At 69.3% G+C, this 22,843-nt stretch carries 15 protein-coding genes and 1 pseudogene; 12 read left to right on the plus strand and 4 right to left on the minus strand.

Annotated features, from left to right (window positions below):
- The first annotated feature begins 363 nt into the window (after positions 1-363).
- The 11 genes and pseudogenes from SLW55_RS20310 to SLW55_RS20360 all read left to right on the plus strand — a co-directional run bounded on the left by SLW55_RS20310 (position 364) and on the right by SLW55_RS20360 (position 14,899).
- Positions 364-2,304, plus strand: a complete 1,941-nt coding sequence (locus tag SLW55_RS20310; protein WP_320745627.1) for a M1 family metallopeptidase — start codon at positions 364-366, stop codon at positions 2,302-2,304.
- A 419-nt stretch (positions 2,305-2,723) separates the two neighbouring features.
- A complete protein-coding gene (locus SLW55_RS20315) occupies positions 2,724-3,074 on the plus strand; it encodes a cupin domain-containing protein (RefSeq protein WP_267123418.1) in 351 nt (116 codons plus the stop codon).
- A 33-nt stretch (positions 3,075-3,107) separates the two neighbouring features.
- Positions 3,108-4,127, plus strand: a complete 1,020-nt coding sequence (locus SLW55_RS20320; protein ID WP_267092830.1) for an alpha/beta hydrolase — start codon at positions 3,108-3,110, stop codon at positions 4,125-4,127.
- Entirely contained in the window at positions 4,124-4,843 is a 720-nt protein-coding gene (locus SLW55_RS20325) for a hypothetical protein (protein ID WP_320745628.1), read from the plus strand. The genes SLW55_RS20320 and SLW55_RS20325 overlap by 4 nt, the downstream gene beginning before the upstream one ends.
- A 5-nt stretch (positions 4,844-4,848) precedes the next feature.
- On the plus strand, positions 4,849-5,487 hold the full coding sequence (locus SLW55_RS20330; RefSeq protein ID WP_017914832.1) for an HAD family hydrolase: 639 nt from the start codon (positions 4,849-4,851) through the stop codon (positions 5,485-5,487).
- Between the two features lie 405 nt (positions 5,488-5,892).
- Positions 5,893-7,905, plus strand: a complete 2,013-nt coding sequence (locus tag SLW55_RS20335) for a methanol/ethanol family PQQ-dependent dehydrogenase (RefSeq protein WP_267109885.1) — start codon at positions 5,893-5,895, stop codon at positions 7,903-7,905.
- An 80-nt stretch (positions 7,906-7,985) separates the two neighbouring features.
- Positions 7,986-9,650, plus strand: a pseudogene (locus SLW55_RS20340) (quinoprotein dehydrogenase-associated putative ABC transporter substrate-binding protein); the annotation flags it as partial.
- A gap of 77 nt (positions 9,651-9,727) precedes the next feature.
- Positions 9,728-10,306, plus strand: coding sequence for a c-type cytochrome (locus SLW55_RS20345; protein ID WP_320745630.1), 579 nt, complete (start codon positions 9,728-9,730; stop codon positions 10,304-10,306).
- Complete coding sequence (locus tag SLW55_RS20350; RefSeq protein ID WP_320745631.1) at positions 10,303-11,322, plus strand: beta-propeller fold lactonase family protein; 1,020 nt, start codon at positions 10,303-10,305, stop codon at positions 11,320-11,322. Before SLW55_RS20345 ends, SLW55_RS20350 begins: the two co-directional genes overlap by 4 nt.
- A 53-nt stretch (positions 11,323-11,375) precedes the next feature.
- Positions 11,376-12,485: an S-(hydroxymethyl)glutathione dehydrogenase/class III alcohol dehydrogenase gene (locus tag SLW55_RS20355; RefSeq protein ID WP_043094692.1), complete on the plus strand. Its 1,110-nt coding sequence runs from the start codon at positions 11,376-11,378 to the stop codon at positions 12,483-12,485.
- A gap of 17 nt (positions 12,486-12,502) precedes the next feature.
- Positions 12,503-14,899, plus strand: a complete 2,397-nt coding sequence (locus tag SLW55_RS20360) for a TonB-dependent receptor (RefSeq protein WP_017912441.1) — start codon at positions 12,503-12,505, stop codon at positions 14,897-14,899.
- Positions 14,900-15,345: 446 nt separating this feature from the next.
- Here SLW55_RS20360 and SLW55_RS20365 read toward each other — a convergent pair whose 3' ends face one another.
- From SLW55_RS20365 to SLW55_RS20380, 4 genes are all read right to left on the minus strand, one after another.
- Positions 15,346-17,328: a sigma-54-dependent Fis family transcriptional regulator gene (locus tag SLW55_RS20365; protein ID WP_043094693.1), complete on the minus strand. Its 1,983-nt coding sequence runs from the start codon at positions 17,326-17,328 to the stop codon at positions 15,346-15,348.
- A 312-nt stretch (positions 17,329-17,640) separates the two neighbouring features.
- Positions 17,641-19,386: an XVIPCD domain-containing protein gene (locus SLW55_RS20370; protein ID WP_295918651.1), complete on the minus strand. Its 1,746-nt coding sequence runs from the start codon at positions 19,384-19,386 to the stop codon at positions 17,641-17,643.
- A 43-nt stretch (positions 19,387-19,429) separates the two neighbouring features.
- Positions 19,430-19,942 (minus strand): hypothetical protein, encoded by a 513-nt coding sequence (locus SLW55_RS20375; protein ID WP_152180764.1) that lies wholly within the window; start codon positions 19,940-19,942, stop codon positions 19,430-19,432.
- Positions 19,943-20,447: 505 nt separating this feature from the next.
- Positions 20,448-21,380: a carbohydrate kinase family protein gene (locus SLW55_RS20380; RefSeq protein ID WP_017911561.1), complete on the minus strand. Its 933-nt coding sequence runs from the start codon at positions 21,378-21,380 to the stop codon at positions 20,448-20,450.
- Positions 21,381-21,640: 260 nt separating this feature from the next.
- Here SLW55_RS20380 and SLW55_RS20385 point away from each other — a divergent pair, with 260 nt between their 5' ends.
- Complete coding sequence (locus SLW55_RS20385; protein ID WP_010343692.1) at positions 21,641-22,687, plus strand: rod shape-determining protein; 1,047 nt, start codon at positions 21,641-21,643, stop codon at positions 22,685-22,687.
- Positions 22,688-22,843: the final 156 nt, after the last annotated feature.

The following is a 22,843-nucleotide window of genomic DNA, read 5'->3' on the forward strand; positions in this document are numbered from 1 at the left end:
AGCCGGGATTCGGGAATCGGGATTCGGGAATCGTAAGAGCAGGCGATCGGTGCTGACTGATCGCGGGCCCTGTGCCGTCTTTGTGGGAGGGACTTCAGTCCCGACGCGCGGTCCGACGGTGCCGGCGCAGCATCTGCCACAGGACGCGAAGGCAAGGGTGGAAGCAGCCGGCTTCGCCCGCAACCACTACAAGAACCTAGCCGGCGGCATCGTGGCGATCCACTCGGCTACAAGATCTGAGTGGAGCCGGGATTGGGGAGTGAAGATTCGGGATGCGTAAGCGCGCCGGCTGTTCGCTGCTGCGAATCCCCAATCCCGGCCTTCCGGTAGACTTCGGGTTTTCCCGAACCGGTGCTGTCCGCCATGCGTTCCCCGTTCCTGTTGTTGTCCCTGGCCGCGGTGATCGCGTCCGGGTGTTCCCGTGAAGCGTCCGCGCCCGATGCGGCCGCCACTGCCGCCAAGCCGGCACCCGCCGCGGCCAAGCCGGCCGACCGCAGCCACGACGAGACCTCCTACGCCGAGCCGTCCAAGGTCGTGATCAAGGATCTGGCGCTGGATCTGAAGCTGGATTTCGACAGCAAGCAGATCGGCGGCACCGCCACCTACACGCTCGACTGGAAGGACAAGAGCGCCAAGCAACTGGTGCTGGATACGCGCGACCTGACCATCGAGAAGGTGCAGGCCGACGACGGCAAGGGCCAGCAGGCGCCGCTGCAGTACGCGCTGGCGCCGGCGGACAAGATCTACGGCAGCAAGCTGACCATCGAGGCGCCGACCCAGCCGCAGACGATCAGCATCACCTACCACACCGCGCCGACCGCCTCGGGCCTGCAGTGGCTGGAGCCGTCGATGACCGAGGGCAAGAAGCTGCCCTTCATGTTCAGTCAGTCGCAGGCGATCCACGCACGTTCGTGGGTGCCGCTGCAGGACACGCCGAGCGTGCGTTTCACCTACAGCGCGCACGTGGTCTCGCGTCCGGACGTGATGGTGCTGATGAGCGCCGACAACGATCCCAAGGCGGTGCGCAACGGCGACTACCGCTTCAAGATGCCGCAGCCGATCCCGTCCTACCTGCTGGCGATCGCCGCCGGCGACCTGGTGTTCAAGCCGATCTCGGCGCGTTCGGGCGTGTGGGCCGAGCCGGCGATGGTCGACAAGGCGGCCAAGGAGTTCGAGGACACCGAGAAGATGATCGTGGCCGCCGAGACGCTGTACGGTCCGTATCGCTGGGGCCGTTACGACATGCTGGTGCTGCCGCCGTCGTTCCCGTTCGGCGGCATGGAGAATCCGCGCCTGACCTTCGCCACCCCGACGGTGATCGTCGGCGACAAGTCGCTGGTGTCGCTGATCGCGCACGAACTGGCGCATAGCTGGTCCGGCAACCTGGTGACCAACGCCAGCTGGAAGGACATCTGGCTCAACGAAGGTTTCACTACCTACGTGCAGGCGCGCATCACCGAGGCGCTGTACGGCCCCGAAGCGGCGGAGATGGAGCGCGAGATCGACCAGACCGATCTGCTGGCCGAACTGAAGGGCATGAGCCCGGCCGACCAGGCGCTGGCGCTGCCGGCGCTGACCGAGCGCGATCCGGACGAGGCACTGAGCCAGGTCGCCTACGTCAAGGGCGCATGGTTCCTGCAGTTCCTGGAGCAGCGCTTCGGTCGCGACACCTTCGATCCGTTCCTGCGCGGCTGGTTCGACGACCACGCGTTCCAGAGCGCCAACACCGACCAGTTCGTCGAGTACCTGAAGACCCACCTGCTGTCGAAGAAGCCGAACGCGGTGACCGCGCAGGAACTGCATGCGTGGCTGGACGAGCCGGGCATTCCGGCGTTCGCGCAGAAGGCGCGTTCGCGCAACTTCGCCATGGTCGACACCGCGCGCATCGCCTGGACCGGCAGCGGCACGTTGCCGGGCAAGCAGGTGACCGATGCCTGGAGCACCCAGGAGTGGACGCGCTTCCTCAGCGGCCTGGGCGAGAAGCTGACCCCGGCGCAGCTCAAGCAACTTGACGACGCCTACCACTTCACCGGCACCGCCAACGGCGAGATCGCCATGCGCTGGTATCCGCTGGCGATCCGCAGCGGCTACGTGGACGCGCGCCCGGCCGCCGGCGAGTTCATCGCCCGCGTCGGCCGCCGCAAGCTGATCCTGCCGATCTACGCCGAACTGGTGAAGACGCCGGACGGGCTCGCTTTCGCCGAAGAGGTGTTCGCCAAGGCCAAGCCCGGCTACCACCCGATCACCACGGTGTCGGTGCAGGACATGCTGGACAAGGCCAAGGCCGGCAGCACCGCGCACTGACGCAAGTCGCCCGCGAAAGACCGCGCACACGGCGCCGGGAGCACTCCCGGCGCCGTGTGCGTGTGTGCGGCCGGCGTGTTGCGACGATCGCGTCGCGCGGGGAGGGTGCGATGGTGGCGGCATGGCCGCGCCTGCGTTGCAGGACGTCGTCATCTGCGGCGTCGCATGCGCCGCCGGCATGAGGCGCGTGCCTGTGCAGTGCCGCCTTAACGGATTCCACACGCAACGCCGTCGATCAGCACGACCTGCTGCCACGCATTCGCGATATCCTCGGCAGTCCCGATGGTCCTCGGTCCATGCGCGCATGACATCGTTCGCCACCGCCGCCCCGGTCTCCGCTGCAAGCGCCAGTGCCATGGCAGGTCGTTGCCGGCGCCGATGCGCGCGGGCCTGCATGCGCCCCCCGAGGGGCTGCTGAGATGACCGACGCGCCCGTGCTGTCCGGTTCCTTGCTGGACGCATTGCCCGATGCCCGCGGTGGCGAAATCTTCACCGAACTGCTCCGGCGCTCCGGTTGCCGCGTCGAGCGCATCGTCTCGCACGGGCAGACCACGCCGCAGGAGTCGCCGTACCTGCAGGCGCACGACGAATGGGTGCTGGTGCTGCGCGGTCGCGCGCGGGTGGCGCTGTGCGATCGCGAGGTCGCGCTGGCGCCGGGCGACCATCTGCTCATCCCGGCCGATACGCCGCATTGGGTGACCTTCACCGATCCCGGGCAGCCGACCGTGTGGCTGGCCCTCCATCTCGGCGAAGCCGACGTGGTGGCGTGAGCGCATGAGCGACCTGCGCGCTCCGGTGTCCCCATGGTGATGGCGACCCTGGTCTTGATGATGCTGCTGCTGCTGGCTGGCGCCCTGGCGTTGCTGGTGTCGCTGCTGTGCGTGGCGCTCGTGGCGATGCCGATCGGGGCGCTGCTGGTGGCGCGCGATCCCTTCCTGCTGGTGCGCCTGGAGAGCCTGCGCCAGCGCCGCGGCAGCGGGCTGCGGCGGCGCCAGTCGCAGGTCGCCGGGCACACCTGGACCTATCTGGTGCGCGCCGCGGCCGATCCCGCCGCGCCGACCCTGCTGCTGGTGCATGGCTTCACCGGCAGCAAGGAGAACTGGCTGCCGCTGGCGCGCGCGCTGGGCACGCGCTATCACCTGGTGATCCCGGATCTGCCCGGCTGGGCCGAGAGCCAGCGCATCGCCGGGCAGGACTACGGCTTTGTGGCGCAGGCCGAGCGCGTGGCCGCGTTCGCCATGCAGTGCGCGCGCCGTGCGGGCAGCGAATGCGTGCTGCTCGGGCATTCGATGGGAGGCGGCATCGCGGCGCTGGCCGCGGCGCGCCATCCGGCGGTGTTCGACCGGGTCGGCCTGTTCAACGCCGCCGGCGTGCGCTTCGCCGACAACGTCTTCGGCCAGGCGGTGCTGGACGGGCACAATCCGTTCGCGGTGCACGATGCCGCATCGCTGCAGCGCTACATCGACACCGTGTTCCTGCTCGAGCGCGCCAAACCGCGCATCCCGCGCTGGGCGGTGCCGGCGGTGGTGGCCTGGCGTCGCCGCGAGGCCGATTTCGAGCAGCAGGTGCTGGCGCGCATCGGCCGCGGCGAGGAGGCGTTCCTGCCGTTCGAGGAGGCCGCGCGCATTCGCCAGCCGGCGCTGCTGCTGAATTGCGTGCAGGACGCGGTGATCGACGCCAGCGCGCTGGCGCTGTACGCGCAACGCCTGCCGCAGGCGATCCAGGTACTGCTGGACGGCAGCGGCCACATGTCCATCGTCGAGAAGCCCGTCGAGGTCGCGCAGGCCATCGACACCCTGATCCAACGAGGAACCCCACGATGAAACGCATCCTGCTCGGCGCGCTGTGCGCCGTCGCCCTGGCCGCTTGCGGCGATCACGAGGCCGAGCGCAAGGCGCAGGCCGCGGCCGAAGCGCAGGCCAAGGCGCAGGCGGCCGACGACCTGGCCAAGCAGTACGACGCCGCGGTGAAGTCGGGCAACTGGGACCTGGCCCGGATCCACGGCGCGGCGCTGCTGCAGCAGTACCCCGGCTCGGACGCGGCCGAACGCATCCAGCCCGGCTACGCAGAGGTCAAGGCCAAGGGCGAAGCGGCGCGCGAGCTGCGGCGCATGCAGGCGGCCTGGCAGTACTCGCAGGTGCCGGCCGGCAAGGGCGTGCAGCGCTCGGCGATGCTGTACAGCCGCGACAAGGTTGATGTGGACGGCAGCGGACCCAAGCCGGTGCAACTGGTGTTCCGCGACCATCCGGAATGGAAGCGCAGCGCCTACCTCGTGCTGCAGTCCGGCGATTTCCGCTGCGCTGGCGGCTGCAAGGTGGAACTGAAGGCCGACGACGCGCCGCCGCACGCGGCCGCGGCCTGGCGGCCCAAGACCGACGAGGCCATCGCCATGTTCATCAGCGACGACAAGGCGCTGTGGAAGCTGGCGCGCAAGACCACGGTGCTGCAGATCACCTTCCCGGTGAAGGCCGGCGGCACCCGCACCGCGGTGTTCGAGACCGGCGGCCTGGACGGCGCGCAGATGCCGGACTGGGATTGAGCGCGATGCATGCCGCCATGCCACCGCCGGCCGAGGCGCTGTGCCAGGTGCGCCACTGGGTGTTCGACATGGACGGCACCCTGACCCGTGCCGTGCACGATTTCGCGCTGATCCGCCGCGAACTGCAGATCCCGCCGCAGGCCGACATCCTGCAGCACCTGGCGGCGCTGCCGGATGCGCAGCGCGCCAGCAAGCACGCCTGGCTGCTGGAGCACGAGCGCGTGCTTGCCCAGGAGGCCACCGCGGCCAACGGCGCGCCGGCGCTGCTGCGCACACTGCACGCGGCCGATTGCCGGCTGGCGGTGCTCACCCGCAACGCGCGCGAGCTGGCGCAGCTGACCCTGGAAGAGATCGAGGTCGACGACCTGTTCGAGGACGTCACCATCCTCGGCCGCGACGAGGCGCCGCCCAAGCCGCATCCCGGCGGCCTGCTGCAGTTGGCCGAGCACTGGGGCGTGGCGCCGCAGGCACTGGCGATGGTCGGCGACCACGCCTACGACCTGCAGTGCGGGCGCCATGCCGGCGCCACCACCGTGCTGCTGCATCCGGACAATCCCTGGCCGGCGCTGGCCGACCTGCATTTCGCCGATTGCGCCGCGCTGCTGGCGTGGTGGCAGGACCGCGTCGGGCCGCAGTCGCACTGACTGCTGCGCGGCGGCTGACCGCCGCCGCGCGCCGGACCCTCCTTGGCGAGATCGGTGCAGGCGTGCCGGATGCGCACTCCCCGTCGCGCGCCTCGCCGTGCGCATCCGTGTGCGCCAGTGTGGCAAGCGCAGCGATGGCGCAGGGTGTGCCACCGGCACATGTGCTCACACTGCGCCACGTCCGGTGCAACCGTGTGGCGCAAAGTGTCACGTTTCTGAGACACCCTCGACCGCGCTGGTGGGCGTCTCCGCGACGACAACCGGCGTCGTGATCCGCACGTCAAGGGATGTTGCATCGCAGCGCCACGATGGCATGGACGTTGCTCGTATACATCCACGCTTCAGGTTCCGTGGCACACGCCGATAGGTGAAGTGACGCGGCTCTTCAACGAGGGGAGTAGAACGATGCACAGTCATTCACGTCGTACCCAGGCTTGTACGCTGCTCGCGCTGGCCACTGCGCTGGCATTGGCGGGTTGCAAGAAGCAGGAAGAGGCTCCGGCGCCGGCCGCACCGGCCGCCGCACAGCAGCCACCGGCCGCCGCGCCGGCCGCGGTTGCCGATACCGACAGCGAGTTCGCCACCAATGCCGCCAACCCCGACAACTGGGGTGGCATCGGTCGCGACTTCGGCCTGAACCGGCACAGCCCGCTGGCCGAGATCAATCGCGACAACGTCAAGAACCTGAAGATGTCGTGGGAGATGAAGACCGACGCCACCCGCGGCCACGAAGGCCAGCCGCTGGTGATCGGCAGCACCATGTACATGGTCAGCGCCTATCCGAACAACGTGTTCGCGATCGACCTGTCGCAGGAAGACAACGGCAAGGTGCTGTGGAAGTACACCCCGCAGCAGGACGAGCGCGCGGTGGCGGTGGCCTGCTGCGATACGGTCAACCGCGGTGCGTCCTACGCCGACGGCAAGGTGGTGTTCGGCAGCCTCAGCGGCGACGTGATCGCGCTCGATGCCAAGACCGGCAAGGAAGTGTGGAAGCAGAAGCTCGCCTATCCCGAGAAGGGCGAGACCATCACCATGGCCCCGATCATCGCCGACGGCAAGGTCGTGGCCGGCATCAGCGGCAACGAGTTCGGCGTGCGCGGGCGCGTCGCCGCGTACGCGCTGGCCGACGGCAAGCAGGCCTGGTCCTGCGAAGCCACCGGCACCGACAAGGACATCTGCCTCGGCCCGGACTTCAACAAGGCCAATCCGCAGCACGGCCAGCTCGGCGACCTCGGCCAGAAGACCTACCCCGACGAAGGCTGGAAGCGCGGCGGCGGCGCGGCCTGGGGCTGGTACAGCTACGACCCGAAACTCAAGCTGGTCTACTACGGCACCGGCAATCCCGGCCTGTGGAGCCCGTCGTACCGCTGCGGCAAGACCACGCAGAAGGAATGCGATACCGGCGAGTACGACAACAAGTGGTCCATGACCCTGTTCGCGCGCAAGATCGACACCGGCGAGGCGGTGTGGGGCTACCAGAAGACCCCGTTCGACCAGTGGGACTACGACGGCATCAACGAGCCGATCTTGGTCGACCTGACCATCGACGGCAAGCAGGTGCCGTCGGTGGTGCAGTTCGACCGCAACGGGTTCGCCTACGTGCTCGACCGCCGCGACGGCACGCTGCTGCGCGCCAACAAGTTCGTGCCGGCCAACTGGGCCGAGCGCATCGACATGAAGACCGGGCGCCCGGTCAAGGTCGCGGCGCATTCGCCGCTGGAACGCGGCCGCAAGGTGGAGGCGTTCCCGTCGGCGATGGGCGGCAAGGACCAGCAGCCATGCTCGGTGGATCCGGCCAATTCGGCGGTGTTCTTCTGCGGCACCAACAACTGGCACATGGAGCTCGACCCGCAGGAGCGCGGCAACACCATGATGGGCCTGCCGTACGTGTTCGCCAACGTGTTGATGAAGCCCAACGAGCCGGGCGCACTGGGCATCGTCAAGGCGTTCGACGTGGTCGAAGGCAAGTCCAAGTGGGAGATCAAGGAGAAGTTCCCGGTGTGGAGCGGCACCCTGGTCACCGACGGCGGGCTGGTGTTCTACGGCACGCTGGACGGCTGGTTCCGCGCCGTGGACAAGGACACCGGCAAGAAGCTGTGGGAGACCAAGCTGCCCTCCGGCGTCATCGGCAATCCGATCGCCTACAAGGCCAACGGCCACCAGTACGTGGCGGTGTTCTCGGGTATCGGCGGCTGGATCGGCCTGCCGGTCGCCGCCGGCCTGGATCCGGGCGATCCGTACGGCGCGTTGGGTGCCGCGGGCCTGGCCTTCAGCAACGGCTTCGACAAGATCCCGTTGGGCGGCATGGTGCACACCTTCCGCATCGACGGCGCCGGCAAGACCGTCACGCCCACCACGACCGCCACTGCGGCCGCCGGTGGCGGCAGCGCGGCGGTCGCCGCCAAGACGGTGCGATGAGCCGGCGGCGCCGCGTCCAGGGTGCGAGCGGGTGCCGGATGGCACCCGCCTCGCGGCGCCTGCCTGCGGGCGCGCGCGCCGTGTTGCTGTTGTGCAGCCTCGGACTCGTCGCCGCGGGCTGTACGCGCGAGCCGTCGTCCGCGACGGCTCGCGCTCCTGCTGCCCCGCCCGCCGTTGCGGCACCGGCATCCGCCGCGCCCGCCACGACGCTGCCGGCCGATGCGCCGGTGCTGCGGGTCTGTGCCGATCCCGGCAACATGCCGTTGTCCGATCGTGCAGGCGAGGGCTTCCAGAACAAGATCGCCCAGGTGGTGGCCGCGGAGATGGGCCGGCGCCTGGAGTACGAGTGGCGCAGCTACTACCAGCGCGGCCTGGCGCGCAGCACGATCAACGCCGGGCGGTGCGACGTGCTGATGGACATGAACAGCGATTTCGAGATGGGCCTGCCCACGCGCCCGCTGTATCGCTCCACCTATGTGCTGGTCACCCGCAAGGGCCTGGACCTGCGTCCTGCCTCGCTGGACGATCCGGCACTGAAGAAGCTAAAGGTCGGCGTGTTCCAGAGCTCGCCGGCGCGGCAGGCGCTGTTCGACCATGGCGTGCAGGGTGAAGTGCAGTACCTGTTCTACGATTCGGCCAGCGCGCCGCAGGAACATCCCGGCAAGCTCGCCGAACAGGTCGCCGCCGGCAAGCTCGATGCCGCCGAATCCTGGGGACCGGTGGCCGGCTACTACGCCGCGCGCGGCGGCCTCGGCGTGGTCCCGCTGAACGTCATCGACAACGAGGTGCTGGAGTATTCGATGGCGTGGGCGGTGTCGCGCAAGAACGCGGCATTGCGCGATGCGCTGAACGCGGCGATGCAGCGCAGCGCCGGCAAGATCGACGCGATCCTGCGCGACTATCACGTGCCGCTGGTGGCCTGCGCCGATTGCATCGTTGCCGGCAACCTGCGCTCGCACGGCTCCTACGCGGTGCCCGACGACCAGGACGACACGCCGAGCGCGCAGGCCTCGTCGGACATGCTGGCGCAATTGCAGTTGCGCATCGCCGGTGGCGCCGATCCCAACGAGGAGTTGGCGCACGCGCTGGATGCCGGCGATGGCGTGCGCGTGGCCTGGCTGCTGCGTCATGGCGCCAGCGCCGACAAGCCCAACCTGCTCGGCGAGCCGCCGCTGCAGCAGGCGATCCGCAACCAGGCGCCGCTGCTGGTCGGCGAGCTGCTGGCCGCCGGCGCCAAGGTCGAAAACCGCGACAGCAATGGCTGGACGCCGTTGATGAAGGCGGCCTGGTCCAACGACGGCAAGAGCGCCGCGCAATTGCTGGCGCATGGCGCCAAGGTCGAGGCGGTGTCCGCCGACGGATGGACGCCGCTGGACCTGGCCATCTCCTACGCCGACGCCGACCTGGTACAGGCATTGCTCACCGCGGGTGCCAGCGTGCGCCGTGTCAACCCGGCCGGCTTCACCCCGGTGATGTTCGCGGTGGCGCGCAACGACCCGAAGATCCTCGATCTGCTGCTCAAGCGCGGTGCCGAAGCCGACCGTGCCAACCGCGCCGGCGTCACGCCGTTGATGCTGGCTGCCGCTGCCGGCCGCGAGGACAGCGCCCGGCGTCTGCTCGCCGCCGGCGCCAGCGCCGATGCGCGCGACGCCGACGGCAAGACCCCGGCGGCGCTGGCCCAGCAACGCGGCAATGCCGAACTCGCCCACCTGCTGACGGAGGCCCAGCACCGACGCACGCAATGACCGCTTTCCGCCGTTCCGTACACGCCGCTCGCGCGGCCTGCTCCTCCCATCGTGCACTCCGCAAAGGTTCTGCTCCCATGCGCTCTGCTTCCGTCCGTCGTCGTGCCGTCTCCGTGCTGTTGCCCGTGTCCCTGTTCGCCTCGCTCCTGTTGCTGGCCGCCTGCGGCAAGCAGGAGACGCCCGCCGCGCCAGCGGCCACACCCGAGCCGGCTGCGGCGCCGGCGCCTGCACCGGCCTCTGCGCCGGCGGCGACCGCGCCCGCCGCCGCTGCTCCTGCCGCCGCACCGGCCCCCGCTGCGGCGGTGACGCCGATTCCGAAGGGACCGCCGGTCAAGGTCACCCCGGAACTGGTCGCCGAAGGCAAGGTGCTGTTCAACTCCGCCGGCTGCACCGCCTGTCACGGCGGCACCGGTGGTGGCGGCATGTGTCCGCCGCTGACCAACGACATCTGGGTGTACGGCAGCGACGACGACACCTTGCGTACGCTGATCACCGAAGGCACCGCCGGCATGACCGCGCACGGCAAGACCCGGATCGGCCACGAGAAGGTGGTCGGGCAGATGCCGCCGTTCGGTCCCGTGCTCAAGCCGGGCGATACCGAGAAGCTGCTGGCCTTCATCCATTCCATCAACAAGACCGCAGGCGCCACGCAATGAGGAAAGCGTTGCGCCTGTCCGCCGTCGTCGCGCTGTCGCTGTTCGCTGCTGCGTGCCAGCGCACCACCGCGCCGACGGCGGGGGCCGATGCGGCGGCGGCCGCGCCAGCGCCTGCGGCCGCGACCGCGGCGCTGGCCTACGTCCCGAACCAGCGCAGCGGCACCATCTCGGTGATCGACACCGGCAGCGACCGCGTGGTGCGGACGCTGTCGGCGCAGGGCCAGCTCGGCAAGCGCCTGCAGCAGGTGGTGCCGGGGCCGCCCGGGCATCTGTACGTCATCGACGCGCAGGGCCATCGCCTGCTGGACCTGGATACCGTGCAGGACCGGGTGCTGCGCAGCGTCGACATCGGCGAGAACGCCGAAGGCGTGGCCGCGTCGCCGGACGGCCGCCAGCTGGCGGTGTGCGTGGAGGGGCAGAACCAGGTGATGCTGATCGACCCGGCCAGTTTCACCATCGGCGCGCACATCGCCACCCGCGGGCAGGCGCCGGAACACTGCGTCTACACGCCGGATGGCGCGCTGCTGCTGACCAGCAACGAAGGCTCCAACGACCTGGACGTGATCGACCTGAAGGCCGGCACCTCCACCGGCGTGATCGCCACCAGCGGGCATCCGCGCGGCATGGCGTTCGCGCCCGACGGCAAGACGGTCTATGTGGCGCAAGAAGCGGCCAACGTGGTCGACGTGATCGACCTGGCGGCGCGCACGCGCGTGGCCAGCATCCCCGCCGGGCAGCGCACCGCCGGCATCGCCATCGCCCGCGACGGCAGCCGCGTGTACGCGTCCAATGGCGCCGGCACGGTCAGCGTGATCGATCCGGCCGCGCGCCGTGCGTTGGCGGAGATCCCGGTGGGGCAGCGGCCCTGGAACCCGGCGCTGAGCCCGGACGGCAAGAAGCTGTATGTGGCCAATGGCCGTTCCGACAGCGTCAGTGTCATCGACACGGCGGCGATGAAGGAGATCAAGCAGATCGCGGTGGGCGAGATGCCATGGGGTGTGATCGTGGCGCAGTGAGGTGAGGCGAGCGGCGCTCTCGGGCGCCGCGACGGGAGGCGGGGAGAGCCGGAATGAAGACGCGAGCCGCGGTCGCCTGGGCGGCGAACCAGCCGCTGGCCATCGAAGAGGTGGATCTGCAGCCGCCCAAGGCCGGCGAAGTGCTGGTGCGCATGGTCGCCAGCGGCATCTGCCACGGCGACGACATCGCCCTGTCCGGTGCCGATGCCGATGCGGCATTCCCGGTGATCCTGGGCCAGGAAGGCGCCGGCGTGGTCGAAGAGGTCGGCGTCGGCGTCACCAGCGTGCGCCCGGGCGATCACGTGATCCCGCTGTACATGCCCGAATGCGGCGTGTGCAAGTACTGCCGTTCCAACCGCACCAACCTGTGTCAGGCGATCCGAAGCACCCAGGACCGCGGGCTGATGCCCGACGGCAGCAGCCGCTTCTCGCTGCATGGACGCCCGCTGCTGCACTACATGGGCACCAGCACCTTCGCCGAGTACACCGTGCTGCCGGAGATCGCGGTGGCCAGGATCCATCCGGCCGCGCCGCTGGACAAGGCCTGCCTGCTCGGCTGCACGGTCACCACCGGCATCGGCGCCGTGCTCAACACCGCGCGGGTGCGTCCGGGCGAGAGTGTGGCGGTGTTCGGGCTCGGCGGCATCGGCCTGTCGGTGGTGCAGGGCGCGGTGATGGCGCGCGCCGAACGCATCATCGTGGTCGACATCAACCGCGACAAGTTCCCGCTGGCGCGCGCGCTGGGCGCCACCGACTGCCTGGATCCGAAGGATTTCGGCGCGCCGGTGCAGCAGGTCATCGTCGACCTCACCGACGGCGGCGCCGACCACAGCTTCGCTTGCGTCGGCGACGTGCGCGCGATGCGCGCGGCGCTGGAGTGCTGCCACAAGGGCTGGGGCGAAAGCATCATCCTCGGCGTGGCGCCGAGCGCGCAGGAGATCAGCACGCGGCCGCTGCAACTGGTCACCGGCCGCGCCTGGCGCGGCAGCGCGTTCGGCGGGGTCAAGGGCCGCAGCGAGCTGCCGGCCTATGCCGAGCGCTACCTGGCCGGGGAGATCCGCATCGACGAACTGATCAGCGAAACCCTGCCGTTGGACCACATCAACCGCGGCTTCGAGGCGATGCGCGCCGGCCGCGGCATCAAATCGATCGTTCTCTACTGAGCCCTCAAGGAACCGGCATGACCCACACCCCAGGACCGCATACTCCGCCGCCGAGCCTGCTCGCGCTGGCCGTCGCCACCGCCATCGGCCTGCTCGCCGCACCGGCGCACGCGCAGACCACGGTCAATGCCGACGATGCGCAGATCACCGCGCTGGACCGGGTCGAGGTCACCGCCACGCCGATCCCCGGCACGCTGATCGATGCCGACCTGCTGCCGTACACGGTGCAGACCGCCAATGCCGACGACATCGCACGCAGCCAGGCCGGCAACCTCACTGACTTCCTGCTGCGCGAAATGAACGGCGTGGACACCAACGAGGTGCAGGGCAGCCCGTTCCAGACCGACCTGACCTTCCGCGGTTTCCGTGCCTCGGCCTTGCCGGGCGCCTCGCAGGGCGTGTCGGTGTACCTGGACGGTGTGCGCATGAACGAGCCGTTCGCCGACATCGTCAGCTGGGACATGATGCCGGAGGCGGCGATCCGCAGCGTCGCGCTGATGCCGGGCTCCAACCCGCTGTTCGGTCCCAACACGCTGGGTGGCGCGCTGGCCTTCACCACCCAGTCCGGCCTGACCGCGCCGGGCCTGCGCGCCGACCTGTCGGTGGGCAGCGGCGCGCGCAAGCGCCTGGATGCGTCCTACGGCTACGCCGGTGCCGACGGCCTGCATGCCTTCGTCGCGGCTACCGGTTTCGACGAGAACGGCTGGCGCGACGCCTCCGCCGGCCGCCTGGGGACCGTGTTCGGCAAGTTCGGGCGGCAGGGCGAGCGCACCGACTGGGACGTGTCGCTGCTGCACGGGCGCAGCCGCCTGGTCGGCAATGGCCTGCTGCCGAGCTATCGCTACACCGACGAGGGCACCGAGCCGGGGCTGTACGAGGCCGATCGCGCCGCGGTCTACACCTCGCCGGACCTGACCCGCAACCGCAACACGCTGCTCACCGGACAGTTCGACCATCGCTTCGACGAGCGCACCGCACTGCATCTGCTCGCCTACTACCGCCAGGGGCGGCGCGACACCGTCAACGGCGACATCAACGACGACTACGAAGAGTTCGTCGACGATTGCGCCGACGGCTACGCCGCCGACGGCACGCCGCTGGACGCCGGCTGCACGGTGTCGCGCGCCGATGCCGACGCGCTGCACAGCGGCGTGCTCAACACCACGCAGATGCGCCAGCACGCCGAGGGCGTGGCACTGAACCTCAGCCACCAGGCCGGCGCGCACGCGCTCAGCATCGGCGCCACCTACGACCGCAACCGCGTGCGCTACCGCCAGTACGAGCAGGAGGCGTTCGTGCAGGACGATCGCTCGGTGGTCGCCGATCCGGACGAGGATCGGGAGTTCTTCTCCGGCGTCGACGGGCGCAGCAGCACCCTGGGCCTGTTCGCCGCCGATACCTGGGAGCTGAGCGAGGCCACCCACCTCAATGCCGCGCTGCGCTGGAACCGCGTCGCCGTCGCCAACACCCTGTCCACCGCCGACGACGGCGTGCTGCCGCGCGAGCGCTTCGTGTTCGCCAAGGCCAATCCCTCGCTGGGCATCACCCAGCGCCTGGGCGACGGCTTCACCGCGTTCGCCTCGGCCTCGCAGAACAGCCGCGCGCCGACCGCGATCGAACTCGGCTGCGCCGACCCGGAACAGCCGTGCCGGTTGCCGACCGGGCTGCAGGCCGACCCGCGCCTGGAGCAGATCGTCTCGCGCACCTACGAGCTCGGCCTGCGCTGGAACCCGACGCCGGCGCAGACGCTGAACGCCTCGCTGTACCGCGCCGACAACCGCGACGACATCCTGTTCCTGCGCGCACCCAATTCCCAGCAGGGCTATTTCGACAACGTCGACCGCACCCGCTATCAGGGAGCCGACCTCAGCTACCGCGGCAGCCACGGCGCGCTGCGCTGGTTCGCCGGCTACAGCTACCTGGACGCCACCTACCGCAGCGCCGGCGAACTGCTCTCCGGCGAGCGCACGGTGACCTTGCGGCCGGGCACGCGCATCGCCGGCCTGCCGCGCAACACGCTGAAGCTGGGCGTGGACTGGCAGGCGCTGGCGCAGCTGACGCTGGGGGCCGACTTGCGCGCGGTGTCGCGGCGCGTGGCCAGCGGCAACGAGGACGGCCTGGTCGAAGACCCCGAGGAAGGCGAGGCGCCGGCACGCCACGACCTGTCCACCGGCGGCTATGCCTTGCTCGACCTGCACGGCACCTGGGAACTCGCCGAAGGCCTGTCGTTGTACCTGCGGGTCAACAACGTGTTCGACCGCCGCTACGAGACGTATGCGGCGATCGCCGAGGACCTGTTCCCGGGCGGCGCCCTGGCGCGCCCGCAGGACGCTGCGGTCGAGGACGGCCCCTCGCGCTTCGTCGCCCCCGGCGCCCCGCGGCAATACCAGGTCGGTTTGCGCTGGCGCTTCTAGCGGGCGGTTTGCGGTTCGTGTGGTGGCACCGCTCGGCGCGTGCCATCCGCCGTGTTCAAGACGGCTGCAGGCCAGTCGGCGCGGGCGACTGGCGCGGCTGACGCCGCTCCTGCCTGGGTTCGCGCTTGGTCACCGGCGCAGGGCTTCCTGCAGGAGCGGCGTCAGCCGCGACCTCGGACGGAACCTATCCGGCTCCGTCCGCAGTCGGGACTGAAGTCCCTCCCACAGTGTGCGATCTCAACGACCCGCAAGCTGTTGTCGTAAAAACGGTTGTCGTAGGAAGCGGCTTCAGCCGCGACATCGAAGCCAGACGTCCTCCAGCCGCCTCAACGGTTGGGACTCCAATACCCCACAGCACTCACGCCGCTACCGAATGGCAAGACGCGACAGGCGGGGCTTCATTCGCGACACGCAGCAAACCCCTTGAATCGCGATGCCGCCGCCGCTCAAGCCGTCGCCAACCCGTGCTTGCGCAGCTTGCGATACAAGGTATTGCGGCTGATGCCCAGCGCATCGGCGGTGCGGCTGACGTTCCATCGGTGACGCTCGAGCTGCTGCTGCAGCACGCTGCGCTCGGCACTGTCCAGGGCGACGCGGCCGGGCATGCCGTCGCCGGCATGCGCATCGTCGCCGAGCAGGCATGGGCCGCTGTCGGCATCGACGATTTCCTGCGGCAGGTTGGGGATGCGGATGACGCCATCGGCGCACAGCACCGCCGCGGTACGCAGCACGTTGCGCAGCTGCCGCAGGTTGCCGGGCCAGGCATAGCTGAGCAGCTTGTGCAGGGCGTCCTCGCTGATGCGCACCGTCTGCTCGCCGCTCTCCTCGCGCAGCAGGGTGCGGATCAGTTCGGCCTTGTCGCTGCGCTCGCGCAGCGGCGGCAGGTGCAGCACCACGCCGTTGAGGCGGTAGTACAGGTCCTCGCGGAAGCCGCCGCTGCCGACCATCTGCGCCAGGTCGCGGTGGCTGGCGCTGATCACGTGCAGTTCCAGCGGCACGGCGCGGTCGCTGCCCAGCGGGGTCACGCTCTGTTCCTCCAGCACCCGCAGCAGGCGCGTCTGCAGCGGCAGCGGCATGTCGCCGATCTCGTCCAGGAACAGGGTGCCGCCGCTGGCCTGCAATAGCTTGCCATGCCGTCCTTCGCGCGCGGCATCGGTGAAGGCGCCGCGCGCATAGCCGAACAGCTCGCTCTCGATCAGCGCTTCCGGGATCGCCGCACAGTTCACCGCCACGAACGGGCGGTCGGCCCAGGGCGAGCTGCGGTGCACCGCCTTGGCGAACTCTTCCTTGCCGGTGCCGGTGGCGCCGCACAGCAGGATCGACACGCGGTGCTTGGCCAGCTTCAGCGCATTGTCCAGGTTGTGCAGCATGCGCGGATCGGAGCCGACATGATCGTTGGCGCGCGCGGCCTGGCCGTCCTCGCCCGCGGCGCGCGTTCGGCCGGCAGCGCTGCGCGCACGCGGCGGCTGCGCCAGGGCGAAGAAGCGGCGGCCGTGGCAGGCGCAGCGGATCGACCACAACGTGCTGGCGTCTTTGCGCGCGCGCTGCTCCAGCGTGTCGAAATCCAGCTGCATCACCTGGGCGATGTCGCGCCCGACCAGTGGCGAACGGTCGGGCTTGCCGAGCTGTTCCAGCGTGGCCTCGTTGACCGCCAGCACGCGGCCGTCGCCGCCGACCGCGATCAGCGCCTCGTGCAGCAGGCCGGCGAACTCGGGGCGGCTGTGGAAGCGCAGGATCCACGCATGCCGGTACTGCTCCAGGAAGTACGCGCGGGCGATCTGCGCCGCCGACATGCGCACCAGCGCGCCGGTATGGCGCTGCACCAGCTTGGTATCGCGTGCGTCGGGCGTGGAGGCGTCCAGCACCGCCAGCAGATGGCCTTGCGGGTCCAGGATCGGCGCGCCGCTGCAGGACAACGGCAGGTGCCGCTCCAGGTAGTGTTCGCCGCGGTGCACGCTCAGCGCACTGCCCTCCACCGCACAGGTGCCGATGCCGTTGGTGCCCTGGTAGCGTTCGGCCCAACTGGCGCCACAGAACAGCCCGGTCTCGCGGAACGCGCGCAGCAGCGCCGGATCCTGCACGCTGTGCAGCACCGTGGCCTCGGTGTCGGCGAACACCACCGCGTAGCTGCCGCCGGCGATCTGTTCGTAGAGATTTTCCATCTCCACCTTGGCGATGCGCAGCAGCGCCTCCAGCCGCTGCTGGCGCTCGCGCAACTCACCGTCGTCATGGACCATCGGCGAGGGGTGGGTGTCCGGGGCCAGGCCGTACTCGTCGAGGCAGCGCCGCCACGAGCGTGCCAGCGCCGGCGGCAAGGACTCGATCTGGCGGAAATGGCGCATGCGCGCCAGCGGCGCGCAGTCGGCCTCGGCGGCGGATGGTGCGACGACCTTGGCTTGCGCGAGGCTGGCGACAGTCGACTCGGACATGGGCGCGCTCTCGTCCCCCCCAGGGGCCCTTGCGCAAGTGACGCACAAACCAGGCCTGGGCTCAACCCGCAGTGCAGCAAAGCGATGGCGTCGCCCGCCGTCGATCCCCCGGTCGCGCTGGGATCCTCGCTCCATCATGACTGTCGGTGGGCGTGCAGGACACGCCGCGCTCCGGCAGCGCCATGTCGTAGTGCATCCGCATCCACCGTCGCGCGGGGGGGACGGCGACGGTGCGAATCGAATCGAGTGCCGCACCGCCTGCTACGCAGACGGCGCGCTGCGCGCTGCCGCATGCGCCCGGCCGAAGTCGGGTTATGCCAGTGCCGGGCCGTTGCGGCTCGGTGCGTCCCGCTCGCGCGCCAATTCCTGCTGTTGCGTGAGTTGCCGTTCGCGGTCGATCGCCTGGTTCGCGGCCTGCAGTCGCTGGTCGGACTGCTCCACCGGAGTGGCGAGCGCCACTTGCACATCCACGCTGGCGCGCTTTTGCGCCGGGTCGCGCTGTTCACCTTCGACCACCACCAGATGGCCCTTCTCGGTGAGCGCCACGCGATCGGCCCGTTCCAGTGCGTTCGACGCCAGCGGCGCGTTGCCGGGGCCGCCATTGTCCCGGCAAGCGGCCAACGCAGCACGGCTCAGGCGTTCGCTGGCCGCATCGTACGGTTTGCCCAGATCCTGGTCGATCCTTCTGACGCCCTCGCGGATCTGCTCGAGCAGCGCATGATTCGGGTGGCTGGCGTCGTTCGGGCCGGGCGCCGACGCCGGGGTGCGATCCGGCGCAGGCGTTTGCGGTTGCTGCTGCTCGCTGCGTTCGCGCAACTGCGCCGGGGTCGGTACGTGCAGCAGCGTTTCGCTCTTGCCGTCCTTGCGCAGTTGAAGATCCACGCTCTGATCGGCATTGCCGACGCGCTTGACCTCGTCGCGCTGCACCGCGCTCCACTTGCCGCCGACGAAGGCGGTACCGTGACCGTTCCCATCGAAGACGACCACATCGTTGTCCGCGCCGAACAGGCTCGACGACTGCGCCACCGTCTTGCCGTTCCGGCCTTTGAGGTTGTAGCCGAACGCACTGTCCTGGTCGAGGGCGCTGATCAGTTTTGGCGACTGGCCGTTCTGCAGGAACAGGGTCTTGGTCGCGTTGTACTGATGCAGCGCATCCGCGTGGGCGGTATCGCCCTTCAGGTCGACCGGGCTGCGCAATGGGTCGGCGGAGACCGCCGCAAAAGCATCATGCAGGGGATTTCCAGGCTGCGCCGCACGGAGCTTGTTGAACACCTCGGTACCTGCGAGCGCGTGGTGGACGCCGCTCTCGATGTAGTCGGGCACCACCTCGCCTTTCTTGTTGGTCTTGTTCGGCAGCAGCGCGTCGACCTTGTTCACCACGTCCTCGACGCTGCCGAGGCTGCCGTCGTTGATGCCCTTGAGGATCTTCGGATACTGACTCTTGCCGGCCTGGTTCTCCAGCTTCATCAGCACGGTGGCGTACTTGGCCTGGTCGTCCAGGCTCGCGTTCTTGTACAACTCCGTCTGGCGCAATTGGTGCAGCGCGCCGCCATGGTCCTTCTTGCCGTCGCCTTCGCGCATCAGATGGTCGATCTGCGTGCGGTCGCGATCGTGCACGAATTGCACGCCTGCATCGGAGGCCAGGAAGGTATTGAGGTTCTTGAGCACGGTTGCATCGGGTGCGCGGCCGTTGTCCGCGCGGATGGCATCGCCATTGCGCTGCAGGTCGGAGATCGTCTGTGTTCTTTGGTTTTCCGACAGCGCCAGGCTCGGAGTCTGCCGGGCGGCCCATGTCTGGTAGGCATCCACCAGCGTCGGGACGACGTCCGGATGTGCGCCCAGGTCGGTCTGCAGCGTGCCGATGCTGAAGCCGCTGTTGGCCACCGGCTTGAGCGTGTTGCCCTCGACCGATCCGGCGAACGACAGGTGATAGGCCACATTCTTGGAGCCCAGGCTGCCTTCCGAGGCCACGCCGATGGCGAAGTAGCCCAAGGTCTTGAGTTGCGCGTCGGTGAGTTGCGGCCTTGCCGCGGTGGGGGCGGTGTTTGGATCGGACATGTCGCTGTTCCGCGATGGTGTGTCGTCCCTGTAGACGCTCGCGTTAGCCTCTGCCTTCTCCGCAGAGCTTGAGGTTGGTGCGTGCGGCGCGGATCACGCGGAGGTAATCGTCGACGAGGGCGGGCGTCATGCCCTCGCTGATGGCGTCGTCGCTGCGCTTGGCGTCGTCCTGGTAGGGCGCCAGCGTCTGCCGGCATCCGGCATCGTCGCCGAGTTTATGCTGGGTCAGCGCGTAGTCGTTGCGGATGGCGCCGGCGTCGCTGAAGCTGAGGGCCGCCACGCAGTCGCGATAGAGCGGCGCGAGCGCCGCTTCGGCACCCGCATAGTCCTTGCGATCGTAGGATGCCTGGAAGGCCTTGCGCGTTCGCTGCATGGCTTCAGGCGTGCAGGTCGCAGCCTGTTTCAGATAGTCGCCTGCGAAGCTGCCGTTGCCGCCGCAGTACTCCCGGCACGCGCTCTCGGCGCCGGCCGTGGCGGACACCGCCACGCCGTCTGCCTTGGGTGCGAACTGCAGCGTGCAGGTGCCGTCGTCGACCGCGGCCTGGGTTCCGTGCAGCGTGCCGCTGAAGCTGCAACCGGCATCGACATTCTGCGTTTCGAGGGTGAAGCGTGCATCGGGCTGCACGGTCAGCTGGCCCCAGCCGGGCTGGGTGGCATAGTGGCCGGGGGGCACTTGCGCGGTCGCCGCATCGTGCGTCGCAGCAGGCGCCGTCGGGCCGTTCGCGGCAGGCGCGGGGGCGGTCGGGGGCACGGAGGGAGTCGCGCTCGCGGGTGCCTGGGCGGCGTTGCCGCAGGCGCACAGGGTCGCCGCGCAGCACATGGAGAGCAGCAGTCCACGCGGGATCGGTGCGGCGGCCAGGATCCTGGCGGTCCAGCGAGGCGCGGTGTCCATCCGATCATTCCATCGACGCGGGCGGCCGAGTCTAGCCCCGCCCGGATCGGCGCCGCAAGCCTGGATGCCGCGTCGCAATCGGTCGTGGAACGGCGGCCCGCCGGGTAGGCGTCCGGCAAGCGCGATGGCCAGGTGTCGACGCTGCCGTTCCGCCGGTAGTGCCCCAGCCTTACAACGCGTAACCGAACTGCTGCTTGAACTGGTCGTTGAATTCGTCGAAGTCGAAGCGCTGGTTCTGCGTGCCCGGGTGCTCGACCTTCAGGGCGCCCATCAGGTTGCCCATGCGGCCGATGGTCAGCCAGTCGCAGCCGCGCTGGATGCCGAAGATCAGGCCGGCGCGGAAGGCGTCGCCGCAGCCGGTGGGGTCGACCACGCGGCGCTCGTGCGCCGGCGGGATGTCGTAGGTCTTCTCGGGGGTGTGGACCAGGGCGCCCTTGGGGCCCTGGGTGGTGATGTAGGCCTGCACGCGCGAGACGATGTCCTTCTCGTTCCAGCCGGTGCGCTCCTGCAGCAGGTTGGACTCGTAGTCGTTGACCACCACGTAGTCGGCCTGCTCGATGAACTGGCGCAGCTCCGGGCCGTTGAACAGCGGCATGGCCTGGCCGGGGTCGAAGATGAACGGCACGCCGCCGGCGCTGAACTCCTCGGCGTTCTGGATCATGCCCTCGCGCCCGTCCGGGCCGACCAGGCCCAGGGTCACGCCCGGCACGTCCTTCACGTGATTCTCGTAGCTGCGCATCATCGCGCCCGGATGGAACGCGGTGATCTGGTTGTTGTCGTGGTCGGTGGTGATGAACGCCTGCGGGGTGAACAGCTCCTCGATCACCTTGACCCGCGACAGGTCGATGCCCAGCGCCTGGAAATGCTCGCGGTACGGGCCGAAGTCCTGGCCCACCGTGCCCATCGGGATCGGGTGGCCGCCCAGCAGGTGCAGGTTGTAGGCGATGTTGCCGGCGCAGCCGCCGAACTCGCGGCGCATCCGCGGCACCAGGAACGACACGTTCAGGATGTGCACCTTGTCCGGCAGGATGTGGTTCTTGAACTGGTCCGGGAACACCATGATGGTGTCGTAAGCGAGAGAACCACAGATCAGTGCAGACATCGGGCAGGCCTTGGCGGAGGAATGAGCCCGCATTCAGGCGGGCGAGGGGCGGGGTCGCCGCGGCGCAAAGGGTAACGGCTGCGGCCCGGCAGGGCCAGAACCACGATCCATCGCGGTCCCGCCGATACCACGCAACGCGTGGTTTTAGCGAGAATTTTCCTTGCCCGCACCCAGGCGGGTTGCTAGGCTAGCGGACTTCGTTTTCTGCCCATTTTTTCGCCATTCTGGCGACGGCGCGCGCCCCAGGACCCAATCCCCCGATGTTCAAGAAACTCCGCGGCATGTTCTCCAACGACCTGTCCATCGATCTGGGCACGGCCAACACCCTCATCTACGTGCGTGGCCAGGGCATCGTGCTGAACGAACCGTCGGTGGTGGCGGTGCGCCAGGACCGGGCGATCGGCGGCACCCGCTCGGTGGCCGCGGTCGGCGCCGAGGCCAAGCAGATGCTCGGCCGTACGCCGGGCCACATCACCACCATCCGCCCGATGAAGGACGGCGTCATCGCTGACTTCACCTACACCGAGGCGATGCTGAAGCATTTCATCAAGAAGGTGCACAAGTCGCGCTTCCTGCGCCCCAGCCCGCGCGTGCTGGTGTGCGTGCCGGCCGGCTCCACCCAGGTTGAGCGCCGCGCGATCAAGGAATCGGCCGAGGAGGCCGGCGCCCGCGACGTGTACCTGATCGAGGAACCGATGGCCGCGGCGATCGGCGCCGGCATGCCGGTCACCGAGGCGCGCGGCTCGATGGTCATCGACATCGGCGGCGGCACCACCGAGGTCGCGGTCATTTCGCTGAACGGCATCGTCTATTCGCAGTCGGTGCGCATCGGCGGCGACCGCTTCGACGAGTCGATCACCAATTATGTGCGCCGCAACCACGGCATGCTGATCGGCGAGGCCACGGCCGAGCGGATCAAGCTGGAGATCGGCTGCGCCTACCCGCAGGCGGTGGTGCAGGAGATGGAGATCTCCGGCCGCAACCTCGCCGAGGGCGTGCCGAAGATGATCAAGATCAACTCCAACGAAGTGCTGGAAGCGCTGCACGAGCCGCTGTCGGGCATCGTCTCGGCGGTCAAGCTGGCGCTGGAGCAGACCCCGCCGGAACTGTGCGCCGACGTCGCCGAGCGCGGCATCGTGCTGACCGGCGGCGGCGCGCTGCTGCGCGACCTGGACCGGCTGATCTCCGAGGAAACCGGCCTGCACGTGCAGGTCGCCGACGATCCGCTGACCTGCGTGGCCCGCGGCGGCGGCCGTGCGCTGGAGCTGGTGGACATGCACGGCAACGAGTTCTTCGCGCCGGAGTGAATGTGAGGCCGGGAATGGGGAGTCGGGAATGGGGAATAGAATGGCCCCTCCGCCTCCGCACTGCCGGCTCCCTCTCCACTCGCCTGCCTGCGCCCCGGCCCGATCGAGCCGGGAGCGCGCCGTTGTTGTTCGATTCCCCACTCCCGATTCCCCATT

This window comes from Xanthomonas sp. LF06-19 (genome assembly GCF_034105425.1).
Lineage (GTDB): Bacteria > Pseudomonadota > Gammaproteobacteria > Xanthomonadales > Xanthomonadaceae > Xanthomonas_A > Xanthomonas_A sontii.

Coding starts and splice junctions, on each gene's coding strand:
- SLW55_RS20320 (WP_267092830.1), top strand. CDS start 3,108: ATGGTGATGGCGACCCTGGTCTTGATGATGCTGCTGCTGCTGGCTGGC.
- SLW55_RS20350 (WP_320745631.1), top strand. CDS start 10,303: ATGAGGAAAGCGTTGCGCCTGTCCGCCGTCGTCGCGCTGTCGCTGTTC.
- SLW55_RS20380 (WP_017911561.1), bottom strand. CDS start 21,380: ATGTCTGCACTGATCTGTGGTTCTCTCGCTTACGACACCATCATGGTG.
- SLW55_RS20345 (WP_320745630.1), top strand. CDS start 9,728: ATGCGCTCTGCTTCCGTCCGTCGTCGTGCCGTCTCCGTGCTGTTGCCC.
- SLW55_RS20310 (WP_320745627.1), top strand. CDS start 364: ATGCGTTCCCCGTTCCTGTTGTTGTCCCTGGCCGCGGTGATCGCGTCC.
- SLW55_RS20360 (WP_017912441.1), top strand. CDS start 12,503: ATGACCCACACCCCAGGACCGCATACTCCGCCGCCGAGCCTGCTCGCG.
- SLW55_RS20315 (WP_267123418.1), top strand. CDS start 2,724: ATGACCGACGCGCCCGTGCTGTCCGGTTCCTTGCTGGACGCATTGCCC.
- SLW55_RS20330 (WP_017914832.1), top strand. CDS start 4,849: ATGCATGCCGCCATGCCACCGCCGGCCGAGGCGCTGTGCCAGGTGCGC.
- SLW55_RS20335 (WP_267109885.1), top strand. CDS start 5,893: ATGCACAGTCATTCACGTCGTACCCAGGCTTGTACGCTGCTCGCGCTG.
- SLW55_RS20355 (WP_043094692.1), top strand. CDS start 11,376: ATGAAGACGCGAGCCGCGGTCGCCTGGGCGGCGAACCAGCCGCTGGCC.
- SLW55_RS20325 (WP_320745628.1), top strand. CDS start 4,124: ATGAAACGCATCCTGCTCGGCGCGCTGTGCGCCGTCGCCCTGGCCGCT.
- SLW55_RS20385 (WP_010343692.1), top strand. CDS start 21,641: ATGTTCAAGAAACTCCGCGGCATGTTCTCCAACGACCTGTCCATCGAT.
- SLW55_RS20370 (WP_295918651.1), bottom strand. CDS start 19,386: ATGTCCGATCCAAACACCGCCCCCACCGCGGCAAGGCCGCAACTCACC.
- SLW55_RS20365 (WP_043094693.1), bottom strand. CDS start 17,328: ATGTCCGAGTCGACTGTCGCCAGCCTCGCGCAAGCCAAGGTCGTCGCA.